This is a genomic window from Aeromicrobium sp. (assembly GCF_036675695.1).
Taxonomy (GTDB): domain Bacteria; phylum Actinomycetota; class Actinomycetes; order Propionibacteriales; family Nocardioidaceae; genus Aeromicrobium.
In genome coordinates this window covers 1-15,740 of sequence record NZ_JAKFEL010000156.1, presented here as the reverse complement: position 1 = coordinate 15,740, position 15,740 = coordinate 1, and the positions used below count along the sequence as shown (strand labels likewise).

Annotated in this window: 17 protein-coding genes; 11 read left to right on the top strand and 6 right to left on the bottom strand. The window is 64.0% G+C overall.

The window, feature by feature from the left end; genetic code table 11:
- The 3 genes from V6M39_RS10140 to V6M39_RS10130 form a co-directional block, all read right to left on the bottom strand.
- Positions 1-117: sigma-70 factor domain-containing protein (locus tag V6M39_RS10140; protein WP_332643701.1), on the bottom strand; the 117-nt coding region annotated here is incomplete at its 3' end.
- Positions 118-189: 72 nt separating this feature from the next.
- On the bottom strand, positions 190-2,298 hold the full coding sequence (locus V6M39_RS10135; RefSeq protein ID WP_332643699.1) for a S9 family peptidase: 2,109 nt from the start codon (positions 2,296-2,298) through the stop codon (positions 190-192).
- Positions 2,295-3,602 carry a DNA polymerase IV gene (locus tag V6M39_RS10130; protein WP_332643698.1) on the bottom strand — a complete coding sequence of 436 codons (1,308 nt, stop codon included), beginning with the start codon at positions 3,600-3,602 and terminating at the stop codon, positions 2,295-2,297. The genes V6M39_RS10135 and V6M39_RS10130 overlap by 4 nt, the downstream gene beginning before the upstream one ends.
- A gap of 120 nt (positions 3,603-3,722) precedes the next feature.
- On the opposite strand from V6M39_RS10130, the gene V6M39_RS10125 reads away from it, so the two are divergent.
- From V6M39_RS10125 to V6M39_RS10080, 11 genes are all read left to right on the top strand, one after another.
- Positions 3,723-4,673 carry a DUF4192 domain-containing protein gene (locus V6M39_RS10125; protein ID WP_332643697.1) on the top strand — a complete coding sequence of 317 codons (951 nt, stop codon included), beginning with the start codon at positions 3,723-3,725 and terminating at the stop codon, positions 4,671-4,673.
- A gap of 33 nt (positions 4,674-4,706) precedes the next feature.
- Entirely contained in the window at positions 4,707-6,185 is a 1,479-nt protein-coding gene (locus tag V6M39_RS10120; RefSeq protein WP_332643696.1) for a glutamate--cysteine ligase, read from the top strand.
- A 154-nt stretch (positions 6,186-6,339) separates the two neighbouring features.
- Complete coding sequence (locus V6M39_RS10115) at positions 6,340-7,809, top strand: RNA polymerase sigma factor (protein WP_332643700.1); 1,470 nt, start codon at positions 6,340-6,342, stop codon at positions 7,807-7,809.
- A gap of 114 nt (positions 7,810-7,923) precedes the next feature.
- Positions 7,924-8,097 (top strand): hypothetical protein, encoded by a 174-nt coding sequence (locus V6M39_RS10110; RefSeq protein WP_332643695.1) that lies wholly within the window; start codon positions 7,924-7,926, stop codon positions 8,095-8,097.
- Positions 8,094-8,987 (top strand): tyrosine-type recombinase/integrase, encoded by an 894-nt coding sequence (locus V6M39_RS10105; RefSeq protein WP_332643694.1) that lies wholly within the window; start codon positions 8,094-8,096, stop codon positions 8,985-8,987. The genes V6M39_RS10110 and V6M39_RS10105 overlap by 4 nt, the downstream gene beginning before the upstream one ends.
- 239 nt (positions 8,988-9,226) lie before the next feature.
- Positions 9,227-9,508, top strand: a complete 282-nt coding sequence (locus V6M39_RS10100) for a hypothetical protein (protein WP_332643693.1) — start codon at positions 9,227-9,229, stop codon at positions 9,506-9,508.
- Between the two features lie 696 nt (positions 9,509-10,204).
- Positions 10,205-10,597, top strand: coding sequence for an AAA family ATPase (locus V6M39_RS18085; RefSeq protein WP_442880765.1), 393 nt, complete (start codon positions 10,205-10,207; stop codon positions 10,595-10,597).
- Positions 10,543-11,532 carry a hypothetical protein gene (locus V6M39_RS10095; protein ID WP_332643692.1) on the top strand — a complete coding sequence of 330 codons (990 nt, stop codon included), beginning with the start codon at positions 10,543-10,545 and terminating at the stop codon, positions 11,530-11,532. Before V6M39_RS18085 ends, V6M39_RS10095 begins: the two co-directional genes overlap by 55 nt.
- A complete protein-coding gene (locus V6M39_RS10090; protein ID WP_332643691.1) occupies positions 11,529-12,407 on the top strand; it encodes a hypothetical protein in 879 nt (292 codons plus the stop codon). Before V6M39_RS10095 ends, V6M39_RS10090 begins: the two co-directional genes overlap by 4 nt.
- A gap of 76 nt (positions 12,408-12,483) precedes the next feature.
- Entirely contained in the window at positions 12,484-13,617 is a 1,134-nt protein-coding gene (locus V6M39_RS10085) for an XRE family transcriptional regulator (RefSeq protein WP_332643690.1), read from the top strand.
- On the top strand, positions 13,601-14,179 hold the full coding sequence (locus V6M39_RS10080) for a DUF4411 family protein (protein ID WP_332643689.1): 579 nt from the start codon (positions 13,601-13,603) through the stop codon (positions 14,177-14,179). The genes V6M39_RS10085 and V6M39_RS10080 overlap by 17 nt, the downstream gene beginning before the upstream one ends.
- Here V6M39_RS10080 and V6M39_RS10075 read toward each other — a convergent pair.
- The 3 genes from V6M39_RS10075 to V6M39_RS10065 form a co-directional block, all read right to left on the bottom strand.
- Positions 14,165-14,389, bottom strand: coding sequence for a hypothetical protein (locus V6M39_RS10075; protein ID WP_332643688.1), 225 nt, complete (start codon positions 14,387-14,389; stop codon positions 14,165-14,167). The two genes, V6M39_RS10080 and V6M39_RS10075, sit on opposite strands and share 15 nt — an antisense overlap.
- Positions 14,386-15,024, bottom strand: a complete 639-nt coding sequence (locus V6M39_RS10070; protein WP_332643687.1) for a hypothetical protein — start codon at positions 15,022-15,024, stop codon at positions 14,386-14,388. The genes V6M39_RS10075 and V6M39_RS10070 overlap by 4 nt, the downstream gene beginning before the upstream one ends.
- Positions 15,025-15,246: 222 nt before the next feature.
- Positions 15,247-15,465: a DUF7455 domain-containing protein gene (locus tag V6M39_RS10065; protein ID WP_396127853.1), complete on the bottom strand. Its 219-nt coding sequence runs from the start codon at positions 15,463-15,465 to the stop codon at positions 15,247-15,249.
- Between the last annotated feature and the right edge of the window lie 275 nt (positions 15,466-15,740).

Here is a 15,740-nt window from a genome sequence, read left to right as displayed (position 1 = left end):
CCCGGCCTCGACGGTCTTGCTGAGCTCGACTTCTCGTGCGGCGTCGAGCAAGGGAGTGCGAGCGATTTCGGCGAGGTACATGCCGACGCTGTCCTTGCCTTCAGTCTTGGTGTTCATGAACGCTCCCATCAGAGTCTGTACTGATGTGAACGGGCGTGAGCTCCCAAGAATTCCGCTCTCAGTGGACTCTTAGGAGCGGCGTGCTACGTCGATGATCCAGGCGAGCTCCCAGGCTCGCTCCTTCCACGACGCATATCGGCCGCTGACGCCGCCATGTCCGGCGTGCATCTCGGTCTTGAGCAGGATCGGGGCGTCGCCGGTCGCAGTGGCCCTCAGCCGGGCGACCCATTTGGCTGGTTCGACGTAGAGCACGCGAGTGTCGTGCAGGCTCGTCACGGCAAGGATGGCGGGATAGGGATGCTCTCCGACGTTCTCGTAGGGCGCGTACGACTTCATGTACGCGTAGACCTCGGGGTCTTCGAGCGGGTTGCCCCACTCGTCCCACTCGATGACCGTCAGCGGCAGGCTCGGATCGAGGATGGTCGTGAGGTTGTCGACGAACGGGACACTCGCGACGATTCCGGCGAAGGCGTCGGGTGCGAGGTTGGCGATGGCACCCATCAGGAGGCCACCTGCGCTGCCACCCTCGGCGATGAGCCGATCGGGTGAGGTCCAACCCTCGTCGACCAGATGGCGGGCGCTCGCGATGAAGTCGGTGAACGTATTGCGCTTGTTGAGCATCTTGCCGTCGTCGTACCAATGGCGGCCGAGCTCGCCTCCGCCTCGCACGTGTGCGATCGCGAACACGAAGCCGCGATCCAGCAGTGAGAGTCGGGCGATCGACATACCCGGATCCATGCTGGCTTCGTAGGAGCCATATCCATAGATCAGCGCAGGAGCGGTGCCGTCGCGCGGTGTGTCCTTGCGGCACACGACAGAAACGGGCACCCGTACGCCGTCATCGGCGACAGCCCAGCTGCGGTGTTGCTCATAGTCGGCCGGATCGTAGCCACCGAGCACCGGCGCCTGTTTGCGCAGGATCAGCTCGCCGGTCGCGACCACATAGTCGTAAACGGACGCCGGCGTGATGAAAGAGCCGACGCCGACGCGGATCAGCGGTTGCACCCATTCGGCATTGGCGCCTACTCCACAGGTGAACAACTCCTCGTCAAACAGGATCTCCTGCAGCGGGCCGATGCCGCTGGGGATGGTCGGGTCGATCAGCATGATCCCGATACGGGTCAGGGCATCGCGGCGATAGGACAGCACGAGCTGCCCTTCAAACACGTCGACGTCCTCGAGTCGTACGGTCTCGCTGCCGGGGACCAGAACCGTACGAGTGGTTGGGTCGTCGGCCGGGACAGAGATCAGCTCGAAGTTGATGGCGTCTTCGTTGTGGAGCACCAGGAAGACGTCTTCGCCCGAGATGACAGCGTGCTCGAGGGAGTACTCGATGCCATCGCGTCGGGGGAGAACGACCCGGAACTCGCCCTCGGGATTGTCGGCCTCGAGTACCCGTACTTCGCTGGTGATCTTGGACGAGAGTCCGATGACGAGGTACTTGTCAGATTGCGTACGACCTACTCCGACGAAGTAGCGCTCGTCCGGCTCCTCGAAAACCAGTACGTCGTCGTCTGTCGAGCCGAGCGTGTGGCGCCACACCTTGTGGGGTCGCCACGCCTCGTCGACCGTCGTATAGAAGAGGTGTGTGGCACCGATCGACCAGGTGGCGCCGCCGCTCGTGGCCGTGATCTCGTCGGGGAGAACATCGCCGGTGCGAAGATCCTTGACCTTGATCGTGTAGCGCTCGTCGCCCTGGAGGTCGACTGACCAGGCGAGGAGGTTGCCGTCGTCGGTCACGCTGAACGCGCCGAGCGAGAAGAACTCATGGCCTTCGGCCTCGACATTGGAGTCGAGCAGCACCTGCTCGCCGGCGATCGCGGTCTCCGCGTCGAGCGATGGCGGGTTCCAGTCGTCGGCGTCATCGATCGGGCAGCGGCACCGGATCGAGTACTGCTGACCCTCGACGGTGCGCGCGTAGTACCACCAGTTGCCGCGTCGAACAGGCACTGACAGATCAGTCTCGAGGGTGCGGGCTTTGATCTCGTCGAAGATCTGCTGACGTAGGGGTTCGAGGTGTGCTGTCTGTTCGTCGGTGTAGGCGTTCTCGGCCTCGAGATATGCCAGCGTGGCCGGATCCTCTTTGTCGCGCAGCCACTCGTAGTCGTCGACGAAATCGTCTCCGTGGTGGCTGCGGACGATCGGACGGACCTCGGCTTGGGGGATCGGCGCGCTCATGGCGCAAACGTACCGGTGTGGCCCGCACCCAGAGCCGGGTCATCGACCATGAAGGTGTGGATCGGACCGGGTGCAGTGTGGCGGGTCTCGAACCGTACGGTGACGCGACCCAGACCGGATCCCCATACCCAGCCGTCGCCGTGATCGGCATGGTGCACGTCCATGCCGGGATACCAGCGTGCCGGTCGCGCGGCTTCGGCGGCCTCAGCCGCTTCGTCCTCTTCGATGTCATCTTCCTCGGAAGCGAACAGGTCCTCCTGGACCCAATCAGCGAGCCCGCTGACACCGACTCCGAGAAGGCGCAGTCCATTGGTCACGTCCTCGGCTTCGAGAAGGGCTCGAGCGGTCGCGCCCAGGATGCGGGCATTGTCGGTGGGATTGGCCAGTGTCGACGATCGCGTGTGGGTCTCGAAGTCGTGGTGCCGCAGCTTCAGCGTCACGGTTCGGCCGGACAGGCCGTTCTTGCGGAGCCTGCCAGACACTGACCGGGCCATTCGGTCGACGATGACCTCGAGCTGGGCGCGGTCGGAGATGTCGTTCTCGAAGGTGTCCTCGACGCTGACCGATTTGGTCTCGCGGTCGGGCTCGACTGCTCGCTCGTCATCCGCGCGAGCCAGACGAAACAGCGAGCGACCGGACGACTGGCCGAGCAGTCGTACGAGTTCGTCCTCGCTGGGGGAGCGGAGATCCTCGACTGTCGAAATGCCGATACGCCGCAGCTTCTCGGCGGTCGCCGGCCCGACGCCCGGGATCGCCGTCGCCTGCATCGGGCCCAGCACGGCGGCTTCGGTGCCGGGAGCGACGACGAACACGCCGTTCGGCTTGTTGATCTCGCTGGCGATCTTTGCCATGAGCTTGGAGGAGGCGACGCCGACGGAAGCAGTGAGCCCGCCGGTGAGATCGGCAATGTCGCGGCGGATGTCGGCCACGATCTGCTCAACTGCGTCTGGTTCGAAGTCAGGGCCCGCGGCGAGGTCGACGAATGCTTCGTCGAGTGAGAGTGGCTCGACGAGTGGGGACGCTTCGCGCAACCGGGTCATCACCAGCAGGCTCGCCTCCCTGTAGGCGTCGAAGCGACCGCCGAGGAAGGCGGCGTGCGGGCATCTGGCTCGCGCCTCGGCCGTACGCATGGCGGATCGAACACCGTGAACGCGCGCCTCGTACGACGCTGTGGCAACGACCCCTCGAGGCCCGATGCCACCGACGATGACGGGCTTGCCCCGTAGCGAAGGCTTGTCTCGCTGCTCGACCGATGCGAAGAACGCATCGAGATCGAGATGCATGATCGACGCCGTTGACCGCATGGTCACAGTCTGTCGTGCAGCAGTGACAGGTCTGTGCACAGATCCGGCGTGGCTTGGTGCTGCTCCACAGGACTTGCGATCCAGGAAGCGGGTCAGGGCGCGCCGTACGAACGTTGCCGCATGACCGACGCGCCCACGATCTTCACCGCCCATGACATCCCTGACCTCCTCAACGCTCTCCCGACGTTGTTCGGTTTTCGGCCGAGCGAATCCTTGGTCGCGGTCGCCACCCGGGGGCCGAGGCGTCGATTGGGGTTCCGACTGCGTGTCGACATCCCGCCCGTGCACCACCTCGACGAGCTGGCTGAGCTCACCGCAGAGCACCTGCGTCGCCAGGGCGCAGAGGGCGCGATCCTGGTTGCCGTGACTGACCAGCAAGACGTTGCTGGCTCGTTGCTCGCGGCGATCAGGTCGCACCTGCAGGAGATTGAGCTCGTGGTCGCAGTACGGGCCGACGGATCGCGCTATTGGGTCGACATGCCGGGATTTCCGGTCGAGGGGATCCCGTACGACACCTCCGACCACCATCTGTCGATCGTCAAGGCAGTCGCGGCCGGGCAGCAGATCCTGCCCGACCGTCAAGCACTGGCGGCCCGTTTCAAGCCAGTCGAAGGCTCACGACGCCACGAGATCATGCTGCTCACGGAGAGCGTGGTCGGCGAGATCGACGGCGCTGACACGGATGACCAGGTTCAGGTGGCCATGGATCAGGTGCGCCCGATCCTGCAGCGGGGAATGTCGGGCGAGCTGGTCAGCGACGAAGACGCCGTACGGCTGGCGGTCTGGGTTTCCAAGCACGAAGTTCGAGATGAGGTGTGGCGGTGGATCTCTCGCGACAGTGCGCGAGAGATGTTGTCGTTCCTCACCCATGTGTCCGGCACTGTGGTGCCGCCGTTCGAGCCGGCGGTGCTGAGTCTGGCCGCCTTTGCTGGCTGGCTCTCTGGAGATGGCGCGCAGGCCCTGATCGCAGTTGAGCGCGCGCTCGAAGCCGACCCCTCGTACGGCATGGCGCGCGGTGTTCTCGCGTTGCTCGAAGGGGGAGTGTCACCGGCCCACTGGGGCGAATTCTGAGCCGACTTCTCCATGCGCACCTAGTGTGGACGCATGGGACAGGACGTCGAGGCGCGAGAGTTCAGCCGCGAGGACCGTACGCTCTATCGCGCCAAGGTCCGGCGCTGTCTTGATGTGTTCGCCCGCATGCTCAGCGAACGTGACTTCTCTGTCGAGCACACTCACGTCGGCGTCGAGATCGAGTTCAACCTGGTCGATGACGGTGGCGACCCTGCTATGAAGAACGTCGAGACGCTGGAAGCGATCGCCGATGACGCCTTTCAGACCGAGCTCGGCCTGTTCAACATCGAGATCAACGTGCCGCCGACCCTCGTCGAAGGCAGTGGTCTGGAGTCGCTCGAGTCGACGCTGCGTGACGACCTGAACGCTGCGCAGGTCAAGTCGTCGGAGGTCGGCGCTCATCTGGTGATGATCGGGATTCTCCCGACGCTCCAGGACGGGCACCTGAGTCAGCACTCGCTGTCGGCCAATCCGCGCTACCACTTGTTGTCAGACCAGATCCTGGCCGCGCGGGGCGAGGACATCGAGATCGTGATCGAGGGTGTCGACCGTTTGAGCACGACAGCCGACACGATCATCCCCGAGGCCGCGTGCACCAGCACACAGCTGCACCTACAGGTCGACCCCGAGGATTTCGCGCCGATGTGGAACGCCGCCCAGGCCATTGCCGGCGCCCAGGTTGCCATCGGGGCCAACTCGCCGTTCCTGCTGGGTCAACAGCTCTGGCACGAGACCCGCATCGCACTGTTCGAGCAGGCGACCGACACCCGCAGCGAAGAGCTGAAGGCTCAAGGCGTACGACCGCGAGTCTTCTTCGGCGAGCGCTGGATCACGTCGGTGTTCGACTTGTTCGAGGAGAACGTGCGCTACTTCCCGGCGCTGCTGCCGATCGTCGACGACGAAGATCCGGTCGAGGAGCTGGAAGCGGGCCGCATCCCCAGCTTGTCGGAGCTCCGTCTCCACAACGGCACGATCTATCGCTGGAATCGGCCGATCTACGACATCGCCGACGGTCGGCCCCACCTGCGCATCGAGAATCGTCTCCTGCCCGCGGGGCCCACGGTCGTCGACACCATGGCGAATGCGGCGTTGTTCTACGGCCTGGTGAAGATCCTTGGGACCAGTGAGCGTCCTGTTTGGTCTCGACTGTCGTTCCGCAAAGCCGAGGACAACTTCCACGAAGCTGCCCGGTTCGGGATCGAGACGGAGCTCTACTGGCCTTTGGTCGGCCAGGTTCCCGCACGTGACCTCGTCCTGCGCCACTTGCTGCCCCAAGCGCATGAAGGATTGGAACTGCTTGGTGTCGACCAGGCCGTACGCGATCGACTGCTCGGAATCATCGAGAGCAGGTGCACGACGGGGCGCAACGGCTCGACCTGGCTGATCCAGGAGTTCGAGTACCAGAAGCGCAGGGCGACCGATCGTACGACGGCAATGCGGGCGACGACGCAGGCCTATGAGGAGCTCATGCACGCGGGCGAACCGGTGCACAGCTGGGCGACACGCGGCTGAGAATGCCCTGAGTCGCGAACCCTTGGCCGTACGTGTCACACTTGAGCAAGAGGTTGACCACAGGCCTCATTGTTGCGCCCTTCTACCGATTTGTGAGGCTGACGTGCCGGTGAATCCCGCAGCTGGGTCCCGCCTCAGAGCGGTCACCAAACGCCTGAGTGGCAGCAAGGAAGAATCTGAGACGAAGAAGGCAACACCCGCGAAGCAGGCCACGCCGGCCGCCAAGTCTGCACCCGCAAAGCCTGCTGCCAAGAAGACGCCGGCCAAGGCGGCTCCGGCCAAGAAGGCAGCGGCCACAAAGGCCGCACCTGCTGCCAAGAAGGCCCCCGCCAAGAAGGCAGCACCCCAGTCCACGCCCAAGACCACTGCGAAAACAGAAACGACCGTGACGAAGACCGCATCCAGCACTGCCAAAAAGACCACCGCTCCCGCCAAGAAGGCAGCGCCAGCAGCCAAGAAGGCAGCTCCCGCCAAGAAGGCGGCCGCTACCAAGCCGGACACCACCGATGAGTCGCACATTCCGGCTGCTGTCGACCTCACTAACGCACTTGAGGTCGATGCCGACGGCAAGAAGGTCCTCCCCGACATTCCCGACGAGGAGTTCGAGAAGGACCTGGCTACAGACCCGACGCTCAAGGAGGACGAGAAGTCGTCCTACACGATCTCGGCTGCTGACGAGTCCGACGAGCCTGTTCAACAGGTCATGGTGGCCGGCGCGACCGCCGACCCGGTCAAGGACTACCTCAAGCAGATCGGCAAGGTCTCGCTGCTGACCGCAGGCCAGGAGGTCGAGCTCGCCAAGCGCATCGAAGCCGGCCTGTTCGCCGAGGAGAAGCTCGCCAAGGGTGGCCGCATCTCGGCCAAGATGCTCGAAGAGCTCGAGTGGATCACGGTCGACGGTCGTCGCGCCAAGAACCACCTTCTCGAGGCCAACCTGCGCCTCGTCGTCTCGCTGGCCAAGCGCTACACCGGCCGCGGGATGCTCTTCCTCGACTTGATCCAGGAAGGCAACCTCGGCCTCATCCGTGCAGTCGAGAAGTTCGACTACACCAAGGGCTTCAAGTTCTCGACGTACGCGACATGGTGGATCCGCCAGGCCATCACCCGCGCCATGGCTGACCAGGCTCGTACGATCCGTATCCCCGTCCACATGGTCGAGGTCATCAACAAGCTCGCCCGTGTCCAGCGCCAGATGCTGCAGGACTTGGGTCGCGAACCCACACCCGAAGAGCTCGCCATTGAGCTCGACATGACACCCGAGAAGGTTGTCGAGGTCCAGAAGTACGGTCGCGAGCCCATCAGTCTCCACACGCCTCTCGGCGAGGACGGCGACTCGGAGTTCGGCGACCTGATCGAGGACTCCGAAGCGATCGTCCCGGCTGACGCCGTGTCGTTCACGCTCCTGCAGGAGCAGCTGCACGCAGTTCTCGACACGCTCTCGGAGCGCGAGTCCGGTGTTGTCTCGATGCGCTTCGGCCTGACTGACGGTCAGCCCAAAACCCTCGACGAGATCGGCAAGGTCTACGGCGTGACGCGCGAGCGTATCCGTCAGATCGAGTCCAAGACGATGAGCAAGCTGCGCCACCCGTCACGTTCACAGGTCCTGCGCGACTATCTCGACTGATCTCGTACCCACACACTTCGGGATTCTGCCGGAATCGCGGCAGTTTATTGAACTTGTGGGTGACACGCTAACATCGCACAGCGCTCTTAGTCCAGATATTGCTACGCTTGAGGTGTGTTGAACTTCAAGGATGGACTGCTGCTGACGCTAGTTGCGCTTCTCGTCGGCCTCCAGGTTGCGGACATAGCAGCCGGTACGACGTCGTGGAGGACTCCGATCCTCTTGTGCGGTTGGTTGCTGTTCGGCGTGGTCATCGTGTTCAACGCGCGGCGTAGGAGCAAGGAGTGACGCCGGGCGACCTCGCGCTGCTTCTGGGATCTTGGGAACTGTCCTTGCGAGCTGAACGCAAAAGCCCACAGACCCTTAAGGCATACGGCGACGGAGTGCGCGCCTACCTCAAATGGGCCACGGCCAACGGGCTAGAGGCCAATCTGTCCAGGGCACAGGTCCGCGGATTCGTAGACGCCTTGCTGTCCGGGGGAGCCGCCGCGGCGACAGCCAGATCGCGGCAGCTTGCGGTGCGTCGCTTCTCGGCATGGCTGCTCGAGGAAGGCGAAACCACCTCCGATCCACTGGTGGGCATGAAGCCGCCCAAGATCGACCAAGTGGTTGTCGAGCCGCTGACCGACGCCGAGCTGAAAGCGCTCCTGAAGGCATGCGCCGGCAATGAGTTTCGCGATCGCCGCGACGAGGCCATTATTCGGCTGATGTTCGAAACCGGATCCAGAGCGGGAGAGACGGCAGCGATCCAGATGGACGACGTGGACCTCCCCGAAGGCACCGTCATCATTCGGAAGGGTAAGGGCGGCAAGGGGCGCAGTGTCCCGATCGGACCCGAGATCGCCAAGGCAATAGACCGCTACATCCGCGTTCGACGCACGCACCGACTCGCCAGCAGTCCGCAGCTCTGGCTGGGCGATCGCGGCAAGTCCTTCACCTACGACGCCCTACACAAGACTCTTGCCATGCGTGCAGCCAAGGCTGGCGTCGACGGGTTCCACCCACACCGGCTAAGGCACACCGCGGCACACCGTTGGCTCGCTGCAGGCGGGTCCGAGGGTGGCCTCATGGCCGTTGCCGGATGGACCCGGCCAGACATGCTCCTGAGATACACCAAGGCCCAGGCGTCGAACCGGGCCGCCGAGGAATCCAAGCGGCTGAACCTCGGGGAACTGTGACACGCCGGCACTGTGCGTAGTGCTGGTGTCTATCCGTACAGCGTGACATGATCAGGTTAGAACTTAAGACCGAGTATTACGTGACTCGAGGTTGTGGCGCGATGCCCATCACGACGAGCGCGTAGTCGCAGGGTTGAGGCGCGACGCCTCCCCGCGTGAGGCGCGATGCCGAGCAGCGATGTTGAACCTGAAGATCAGGTCCTTCGTCCCCACTCGGCATTTTCCATTTGGAGAGCGTCATGCAGAACGAACGTCAGCTGGGTGCCAGCATCGCCGCGCACACGTCGTGGGCGAACACCATCAACCGCACTGCGCGCACCGAACCCGCTCGTAGAGCCCTCGAGCAGAGGTTCCTGGACGAAGCGGGCGGCGATCCCGTTCGCGCCGAAAGCCTCCGGAAGGCCCACTTCAAACGCCTCGCTTTCAGGTCGGCTCAGTCGAGGCGTCGCGCACGGGAGCAGATCCAGGCTGCTGAAGCGGCCGAAGCCGAGCTGAAAAATCTCGGGGGCCACGGTGGCTGAGACAAACGAGAGACGCCGCCCGGCAAAGGCGGCGTCAGCATCCTCGACGGCGATCAAGAATGGCACCACTTTACTCCCGCGGCCGACGTTGGATGAGCATTTGAACGGTCCGCTCGTCGACGGCGATCAGCCCATGGTCGTCAGCAGGTCGTGGCTACACGAACGCCTCGGCTGGAAGCAGCCCTGCCCTCCCGAGCACGCCATGCGCCTCGAGGCAGCCGGCCAGGCAATGTGTCGAAACTGCGGTTGCCCGCTCTGCGCGACCTCAATGCACTTCGGGCTTGGCCATCACTGCGTGCCATGCGCTGACGCCACCCAGGCCTGCTGGGAATTCGAGGAGACTCTTCGCGGGCTTGTCGCAGACCCCTACTGCTTTGCGCACGGCACGCCCACCCCTGAGACGTGGAAGCACTGCGAGCTATGCAACGGCGCTCGGCATGCAGCAAAGCGAGAAGGTTGGAAGGGACAGCCCACAGGCCACTATGCATTCCCTGATTGCGTTCATTGTGAAATCTGCGGTGAATGCCAGGGCAGCGGCCGCGTTTGCTCTGACTGCTACCGATGCCTCCGCCACGAGCCACCTCCTCGCAGCACCGGGGCGGGATGCGAGCGGACGATCTGGGACCGCGTCGCCAAGGTCGAGCGTGACTACTTCGACCACCGCGTCTACAACAAGACGACCGGACGGTGGTCCGTATGATCTCCGGACTTCCGAACCCTGCCGAGACAGATCCAGCTGCGCTCGAACTGAGGACAGCGCAGCTTGTCGTCGATAAGAAGGCACACCGTGCGGCCGATCTCGTCATCGCAGCTGAGTCTGAACGGGGCGTCGACTTCGACACTCTCTATCTCGATCGCGAAGCGCTGAAGAACCTTCCCGAACAAGGCTTCCTGATCCCAGGCGTCCTGCCACGTCACACCTACGGGCTATTGCGCGGCCGCGACCAAAGCTTCAAGAGTTTTGTTGCCTTGGACTGGGCTCTCACGATCGCCACAGGGCGATTCTGGGGGCCCGACCCCACTGAGCGTTCGTTATGTCCGACCTCGACGACAAGCTCGGCCTGGCCAACACCGCCATGTACGCCATGATCGGCTCCGTCGCGGGACCGTGGGGCGCGGCGATCGGTGGCGGTATCGGCCTGGTGAAGGACTTCGCCGCCGCTAACGGTGACGCCGCCGAGAAGATCCAAGCACTCCAGTCAGCGGCCGCGACTCCGGGCCTGAGTGGCCAAGACCGTCACGACATCAGCGTCACCGCTGCGGCCTTCGCGGAGCAAGGCGGCGGCGATCCCAAGCTCTGGGCTGAGGTCGACAAGGTCAACGCCCTGCTGGACGCGAACGGGGAAGCCTCGAAAGAGGCGGCGTTCGCTCAGGCTGGCCTGACTAACGCCATGGCGACCGCAAGCGAGGCGACTAGGGACCAGACCTTCAAACTCCTCGATAACATCCGCGTCAAGAACGAGGCCAAGAACGCGGCTCTGGTCGCAGCGAATGCTGAACTGGCGTACGAGGCCGCGATCGACGACGCGCGCGCTGCTGCGGCGGAGAACGGGAAGACGCTCGACAAAACCACCGAAGCCGGCCGGGCGAATCGGGCCGCCCTCAACCAGCTGGCCGGAGCGTGGAACAACCTCGACCCAGCGACCCAGAACGCAGCTGGCGCCCAGAAACGCGCACGTGCCGAGTTCATCCAAGTCGCCAGGGAGATGGGCGCGACCAAGGCCGAAGCGCAGGCTCTGGCCGACAAGTACATGGAGATCCCGCAGAAGGTGGGGACCACGATCTTCGTCAGGGACCACGCCACCGGCAAGCTCAAGGAGATCCAGCAGTACATCGACGGCATGCACGGCAAGACCCTCAAAATCAATATCGACGGGGGTACTCCAGGAGGCATTACGGTGCACTCTGCCGCCGGCAACCTCTTCAGGGCGTACGGCGTAGGCGGCATCCGCAACGCCTCGCACTACGCGCTGGCGGCGGGCGGTCTTGTGCCGTGCATCGCTAGGAAGCCGGCGGTCCTATGACGCTGATCGCGTTCCACGCCTGCGGGGACAACGCCGAGATCATCACCGACAGCCTGGCCTATTCGCACGGTGCCAGGCATCTCGGAGAGGTGACGAAAGTCCACCATCTGCATCACCTGCGCGCCGTCCTAGCGACCCAGGGTGATGTGTGGTTCGGCTGCGCGGCCGGTGCTCACCTGTCGAACATTTCGAAGCACGCCGACGACTTCGACGGACTTCTGTCCGTCGCCCCGGCCATTCTTCGGCGAATCTGGGAAGCCGAAGACTTCACCGACAAGGCCGAGGCAGCCTTGTTCATCATCGGCTGGTCGCCGGAAGCCAGCGAGTTCGTTTCGTGCGGTCTCGACGCAAAGACCGACTTCGAACCGTGGAGGATCGAAGGGCCGTTCATGATCCCCACGCCACATTCGCTCCGACCCTCTGAGTTCGAGTTCGGCATCTTGGAGCCTGCCGTTAGCGCAGAAGCGCTCGCCAGTTGGCGTGAGGCTGCAGAGATGCCCACGCCGCAGTCACCGCAAGACTGGGTGCACCTCGCCCTGACAGCGTGGGAAGATCGCGCGCTCACCCCGGCTCCGTCGCGGGTCTTCATCGGGGGAAGCCTGTACTTCACGCAGCTCAATTACTCAGCGCAAGCCACACACCGGCTGTTTGACTTCGATCCGCCGGACGAAGACTTCCTGAAGATGGTCGAAGGAACGCTCCACCCACGGGCGCAACTCGCCCCGTGTCCCTTCTGCGAGTCCGGCAAGGTTTTCGTCGACTGCTGCGCCGACCTCGATGTGGAATGCCCCTGCGGATCCGGCAGCGCAATCAGGGACTGCTGCATGCTCACGCCGGAGGAACGCGCGCAAGCCGAGAGTGAGCTCGTCCCTTAGCTGTCGTCAATCCGGTCAGACAGACGGTGCAGCCGCGTATCCTCTGGAGCAACGACGAGGAAGGGGGCGCAGGCACATGGCTGGTACCGCGTCGCCGATCACGCCCTCAGTCCTGTCTTGGGCGCTCCTTGAGGACGGCCGCTCACTCCTCGACATCGCCTCAGCTGCCAAGGTGTCCCCGGACCAGCTCGCGGCCTGGACCAAGGGCGAAACCCAACCCACGGTTGGGCAAGCCACGGCGCTCGCGAAGGCGCTGAACCGGCCGCGCGCGTTCTTCTTTCTTCCGCAGCCACCAGTCGACTCAGCGCTACCGACCGGATTCCGCCACCCTCCCGGAGGCGGCGATCGTACGGTCGGCTCACGAGCTCTCGTCGAGGCCCGCAGGGCGAAGCGCGTCCAGCAAGCGATCGCCTCGGCAGCCGCCGGCGAAGACGACCTAGACATCCCTGCCGCGAGCACCTCCACCAACCCCGCGACTGCCGCGAAGGCGGCTCGAGAGTGGCTCAAGGCCCCAGCGCCCGGATCGTTCAAGAACGACTACGACGCCCTGCACTACTGGCGTGCCGCGCTGGAGAACCGCGGCGTGTTGGTGTTTGCGCTGCAGCTCGGCGCCGACGAGGTTCGAGGCTTTGCCGGCTGGGACGCCAAAGCGCCGATGATCGTCATGAACGTCAGCTCCGTCTCGCCGGCGGCGCGATGCTTCACGATCTGGCACGAGCTGGGCCACCTGCTGCTTCGCGAAGCAACCGCCTGCCTCGAGCCAGCGGGCAAGCTGGCCATCGACAACGACACAGAACGCTGGTGTGAAGCGTTCGCGGCTGCAGGCCTCATGCCCCAGGACTTGGTTCTGCAGTGGCTCGAGGAGGTCGGCGTGGACGCGGGCGAGGGTGGAATCGAGACGGTGCGTCGCATGATGCGCTGGTTCGGCGTCTCCGGCCGCGCCGCCGCTATCCGTCTCGAAGGGCTTGGCTACGCCGAGCCCGGTCTCTACGGATCTGTCCAGGCACTGTTCAAGCCCAAGCCTCAAGGCAACAGCTCGAAGGGTTTCAGCCCTCCGCGCCACAAGAAGCGGATTCTGGAGTACGGCGAGAACGCGTTGACGACCATCCTCGACAGCCTGCCGGAATCGGACGCGCTCTCGGTCCTTCGGATCACCGTCGCAGACGCGCGGTCGATCGCCGCGGAGGTTCCGGGTGTCCGATCCTTCTGAGCTCGAGGATCCGCCGCAGCTGGTTTGCGTCCTCGACACAAGCACGCTGATCAACATCAAGACGATGGTCAAGGTCGACGACCAGTGGGAGGTCCTGACCGCCATGACCGAACTGGTGAAGCAGGGGCGCCTGGTCTTTCCGACTCAGGTGCACAAGGAGATGAAGAACGCCCAGCACCCGGACGCGCCGGGAGCCTGGTGCGGCGGCGCCAAGCGCCACGTTGCGGTCACACAGCCGACCGACGAGACCATGGCCGAGATCTTCAAGGTCGAGTCTGTGAGGCAGCTCGTCGACGCCAACTCCGATGTCGACCACGAGGAGGCCGATCCGTACGTCGCCGCGATGGCGTGGGAACTGAGCCAGCAGAGCGATCCGCCGCTTGACGTCGTTGTCGCGACCAGCGACTCTGTCGATCGCCTTCCGCGCAAGAGCGCGCTCACTACCGCCTGCAACGACCTCGGCATCCGCTTCTGGGACTCCGAGACGTTCATCGCCTGGGTGTGGGACTTCATCGAGTCGGCGGCGGAGACCGCGCCAGACGAGCCGTCAGAGGGCGACTAGCGCCGCGATCTCGCGGAGGACCTGGGCTTCAGGAACTGCGACCCAGGTTCCGTCGCTAGCGATGTCGACGTCGAGGTTGCCGGTCTCGTCGGCGATCCATGAACTAGTCTCGTCGTCAAACCAATCGGCCGGCCGATAGTTGTCGCTGTCCGTGTAGATGCGGGCGTAGTCGGGGACCCCGACCCCCACGTCGAACAGGTAGTACTTCATGCGTCGATCGTACGTCCGCTGGCCGACAAGCTGCGTGCCACATGGCGCGGCGCAGCTTGAGCGAATCGGGCAGCCATCGGCCACTCCTGCGACTTCGTGGCGATCCAAGGTGCTGGCCACTCAGGCCAACGGTGAGGGCCGTACTGCTCGTAGCGCGACAGAGCGGTCTTGAAACTGACGCCCGCTCGCCACCCTTCATAGATCCGTAGGCACTCGGCGCTGGCCTGCAGCAGGCGGACGCGTTCGTGAGGTGGAATCTGTCGGCCCCCGAGGCTGAGAGCGTCATAGATTACGGGGTCGACAAGGCGTTGAACTGCCATGCGGTCCACCTTGTTTTCCTCGGCGTCGGTCCTGTCCGATGTGACAGGACCGCGATCAAGGTGAACCAACTCGTGAGCCAGCGACAGTCGCATGACGACCTGCGACAACCCCACGCTGATCGAGATCGCCAGCTGGTCAAACGCCGTGACGGCCTGCGGCGCGAAGTCGAATCCCATGTTGTCGTCCGCGCTGTGCCAGCGAAGGTCGATCCCGTGTCGCCGACGCAGGTCACTCCACGGGCAGTAGGGATCGGGTCGGTTCAGGATGCGGGACATGACCGCGGAGTAGTCCGGCGGGGCGATAGCGTTGCTCACGATTGGTCTCCAGGTGTCCTTTGCGGCGGCCCGCTTGGTTGGTCAGTCGGCGATATTTCAACCCACAGCGCTTGCAGGTGGTAAGCGCGTCGCGCGAGGTCGCATAGCGTTCATGCATCCCTAGTGCGCGACTACCTCGACTGATCATTCTCGCCAGTCATGGCGAAAGCGAAGAGCCCGCCAGTTGCCTGGCGGGCTCTTCTCACGTCTGAGTAGTCGAGATCAGATCTCGTCGACCAGTACGGGTGAGGGCGCGAGCCGCTCGCTCTCGTCATGAATCTCGGCGGACATCTCACGAAGCTTTTCCTCGTGCTGGCGTGCGTGGTGTGCACAGAACATCAACTCACCACCGCCACCCAAGGTCACGCGTACGTAGGCCTGAGCACCACAACGGTCGCAGCGGTCAAGCGAGCTCAGCATGGGGGCTGTCAGTGTGTTCACGGTGACCTTCTCTCTGAGCCTTGGGTCTTATGGTCTAGTCAACATCCAACCATGTGGCGGTATTCCTCGTGGTCGTTGGTGACCTATGCCATACATACTCCTTGCCGGGTCCAAATGGACGCAGGCGCGCTGTCGGCAGCGTGTCACGGGCGTGTCGCAAGGTCGCGATCGTTAGTCTTGGAGAAGGCCACGAACCCGAAAGGCACCCATCATCGACAGCACGTACGACGCCCGAAATCTCCTCGTCCTCGAGGGTTTGGAGGCCGTCCGCAAGC

What these genes read in the sequence shown, in the direction of transcription:
- V6M39_RS10135 (WP_332643699.1), bottom strand. Translation starts at nt 2,298, where the DNA reads ATGAGCGCGCCGATCCCCCAAGCCGAGGTCCGTCCGATCGTCCGCAGC.
- V6M39_RS10130 (WP_332643698.1), bottom strand. Translation starts at nt 3,602, where the DNA reads ATGCGGTCAACGGCGTCGATCATGCATCTCGATCTCGATGCGTTCTTC.
- V6M39_RS10125 (WP_332643697.1), top strand. Translation starts at nt 3,723, where the DNA reads ATGACCGACGCGCCCACGATCTTCACCGCCCATGACATCCCTGACCTC.
- V6M39_RS10120 (WP_332643696.1), top strand. Translation starts at nt 4,707, where the DNA reads ATGGGACAGGACGTCGAGGCGCGAGAGTTCAGCCGCGAGGACCGTACG.
- V6M39_RS10100 (WP_332643693.1), top strand. Translation starts at nt 9,227, where the DNA reads ATGCAGAACGAACGTCAGCTGGGTGCCAGCATCGCCGCGCACACGTCG.
- V6M39_RS18085 (WP_442880765.1), top strand. Translation starts at nt 10,205, where the DNA reads ATGATCTCCGGACTTCCGAACCCTGCCGAGACAGATCCAGCTGCGCTC.
- V6M39_RS10095 (WP_332643692.1), top strand. Translation starts at nt 10,543, where the DNA reads ATGTCCGACCTCGACGACAAGCTCGGCCTGGCCAACACCGCCATGTAC.
- V6M39_RS10090 (WP_332643691.1), top strand. Translation starts at nt 11,529, where the DNA reads ATGACGCTGATCGCGTTCCACGCCTGCGGGGACAACGCCGAGATCATC.
- V6M39_RS10085 (WP_332643690.1), top strand. Translation starts at nt 12,484, where the DNA reads ATGGCTGGTACCGCGTCGCCGATCACGCCCTCAGTCCTGTCTTGGGCG.
- V6M39_RS10075 (WP_332643688.1), bottom strand. Translation starts at nt 14,389, where the DNA reads ATGAAGTACTACCTGTTCGACGTGGGGGTCGGGGTCCCCGACTACGCC.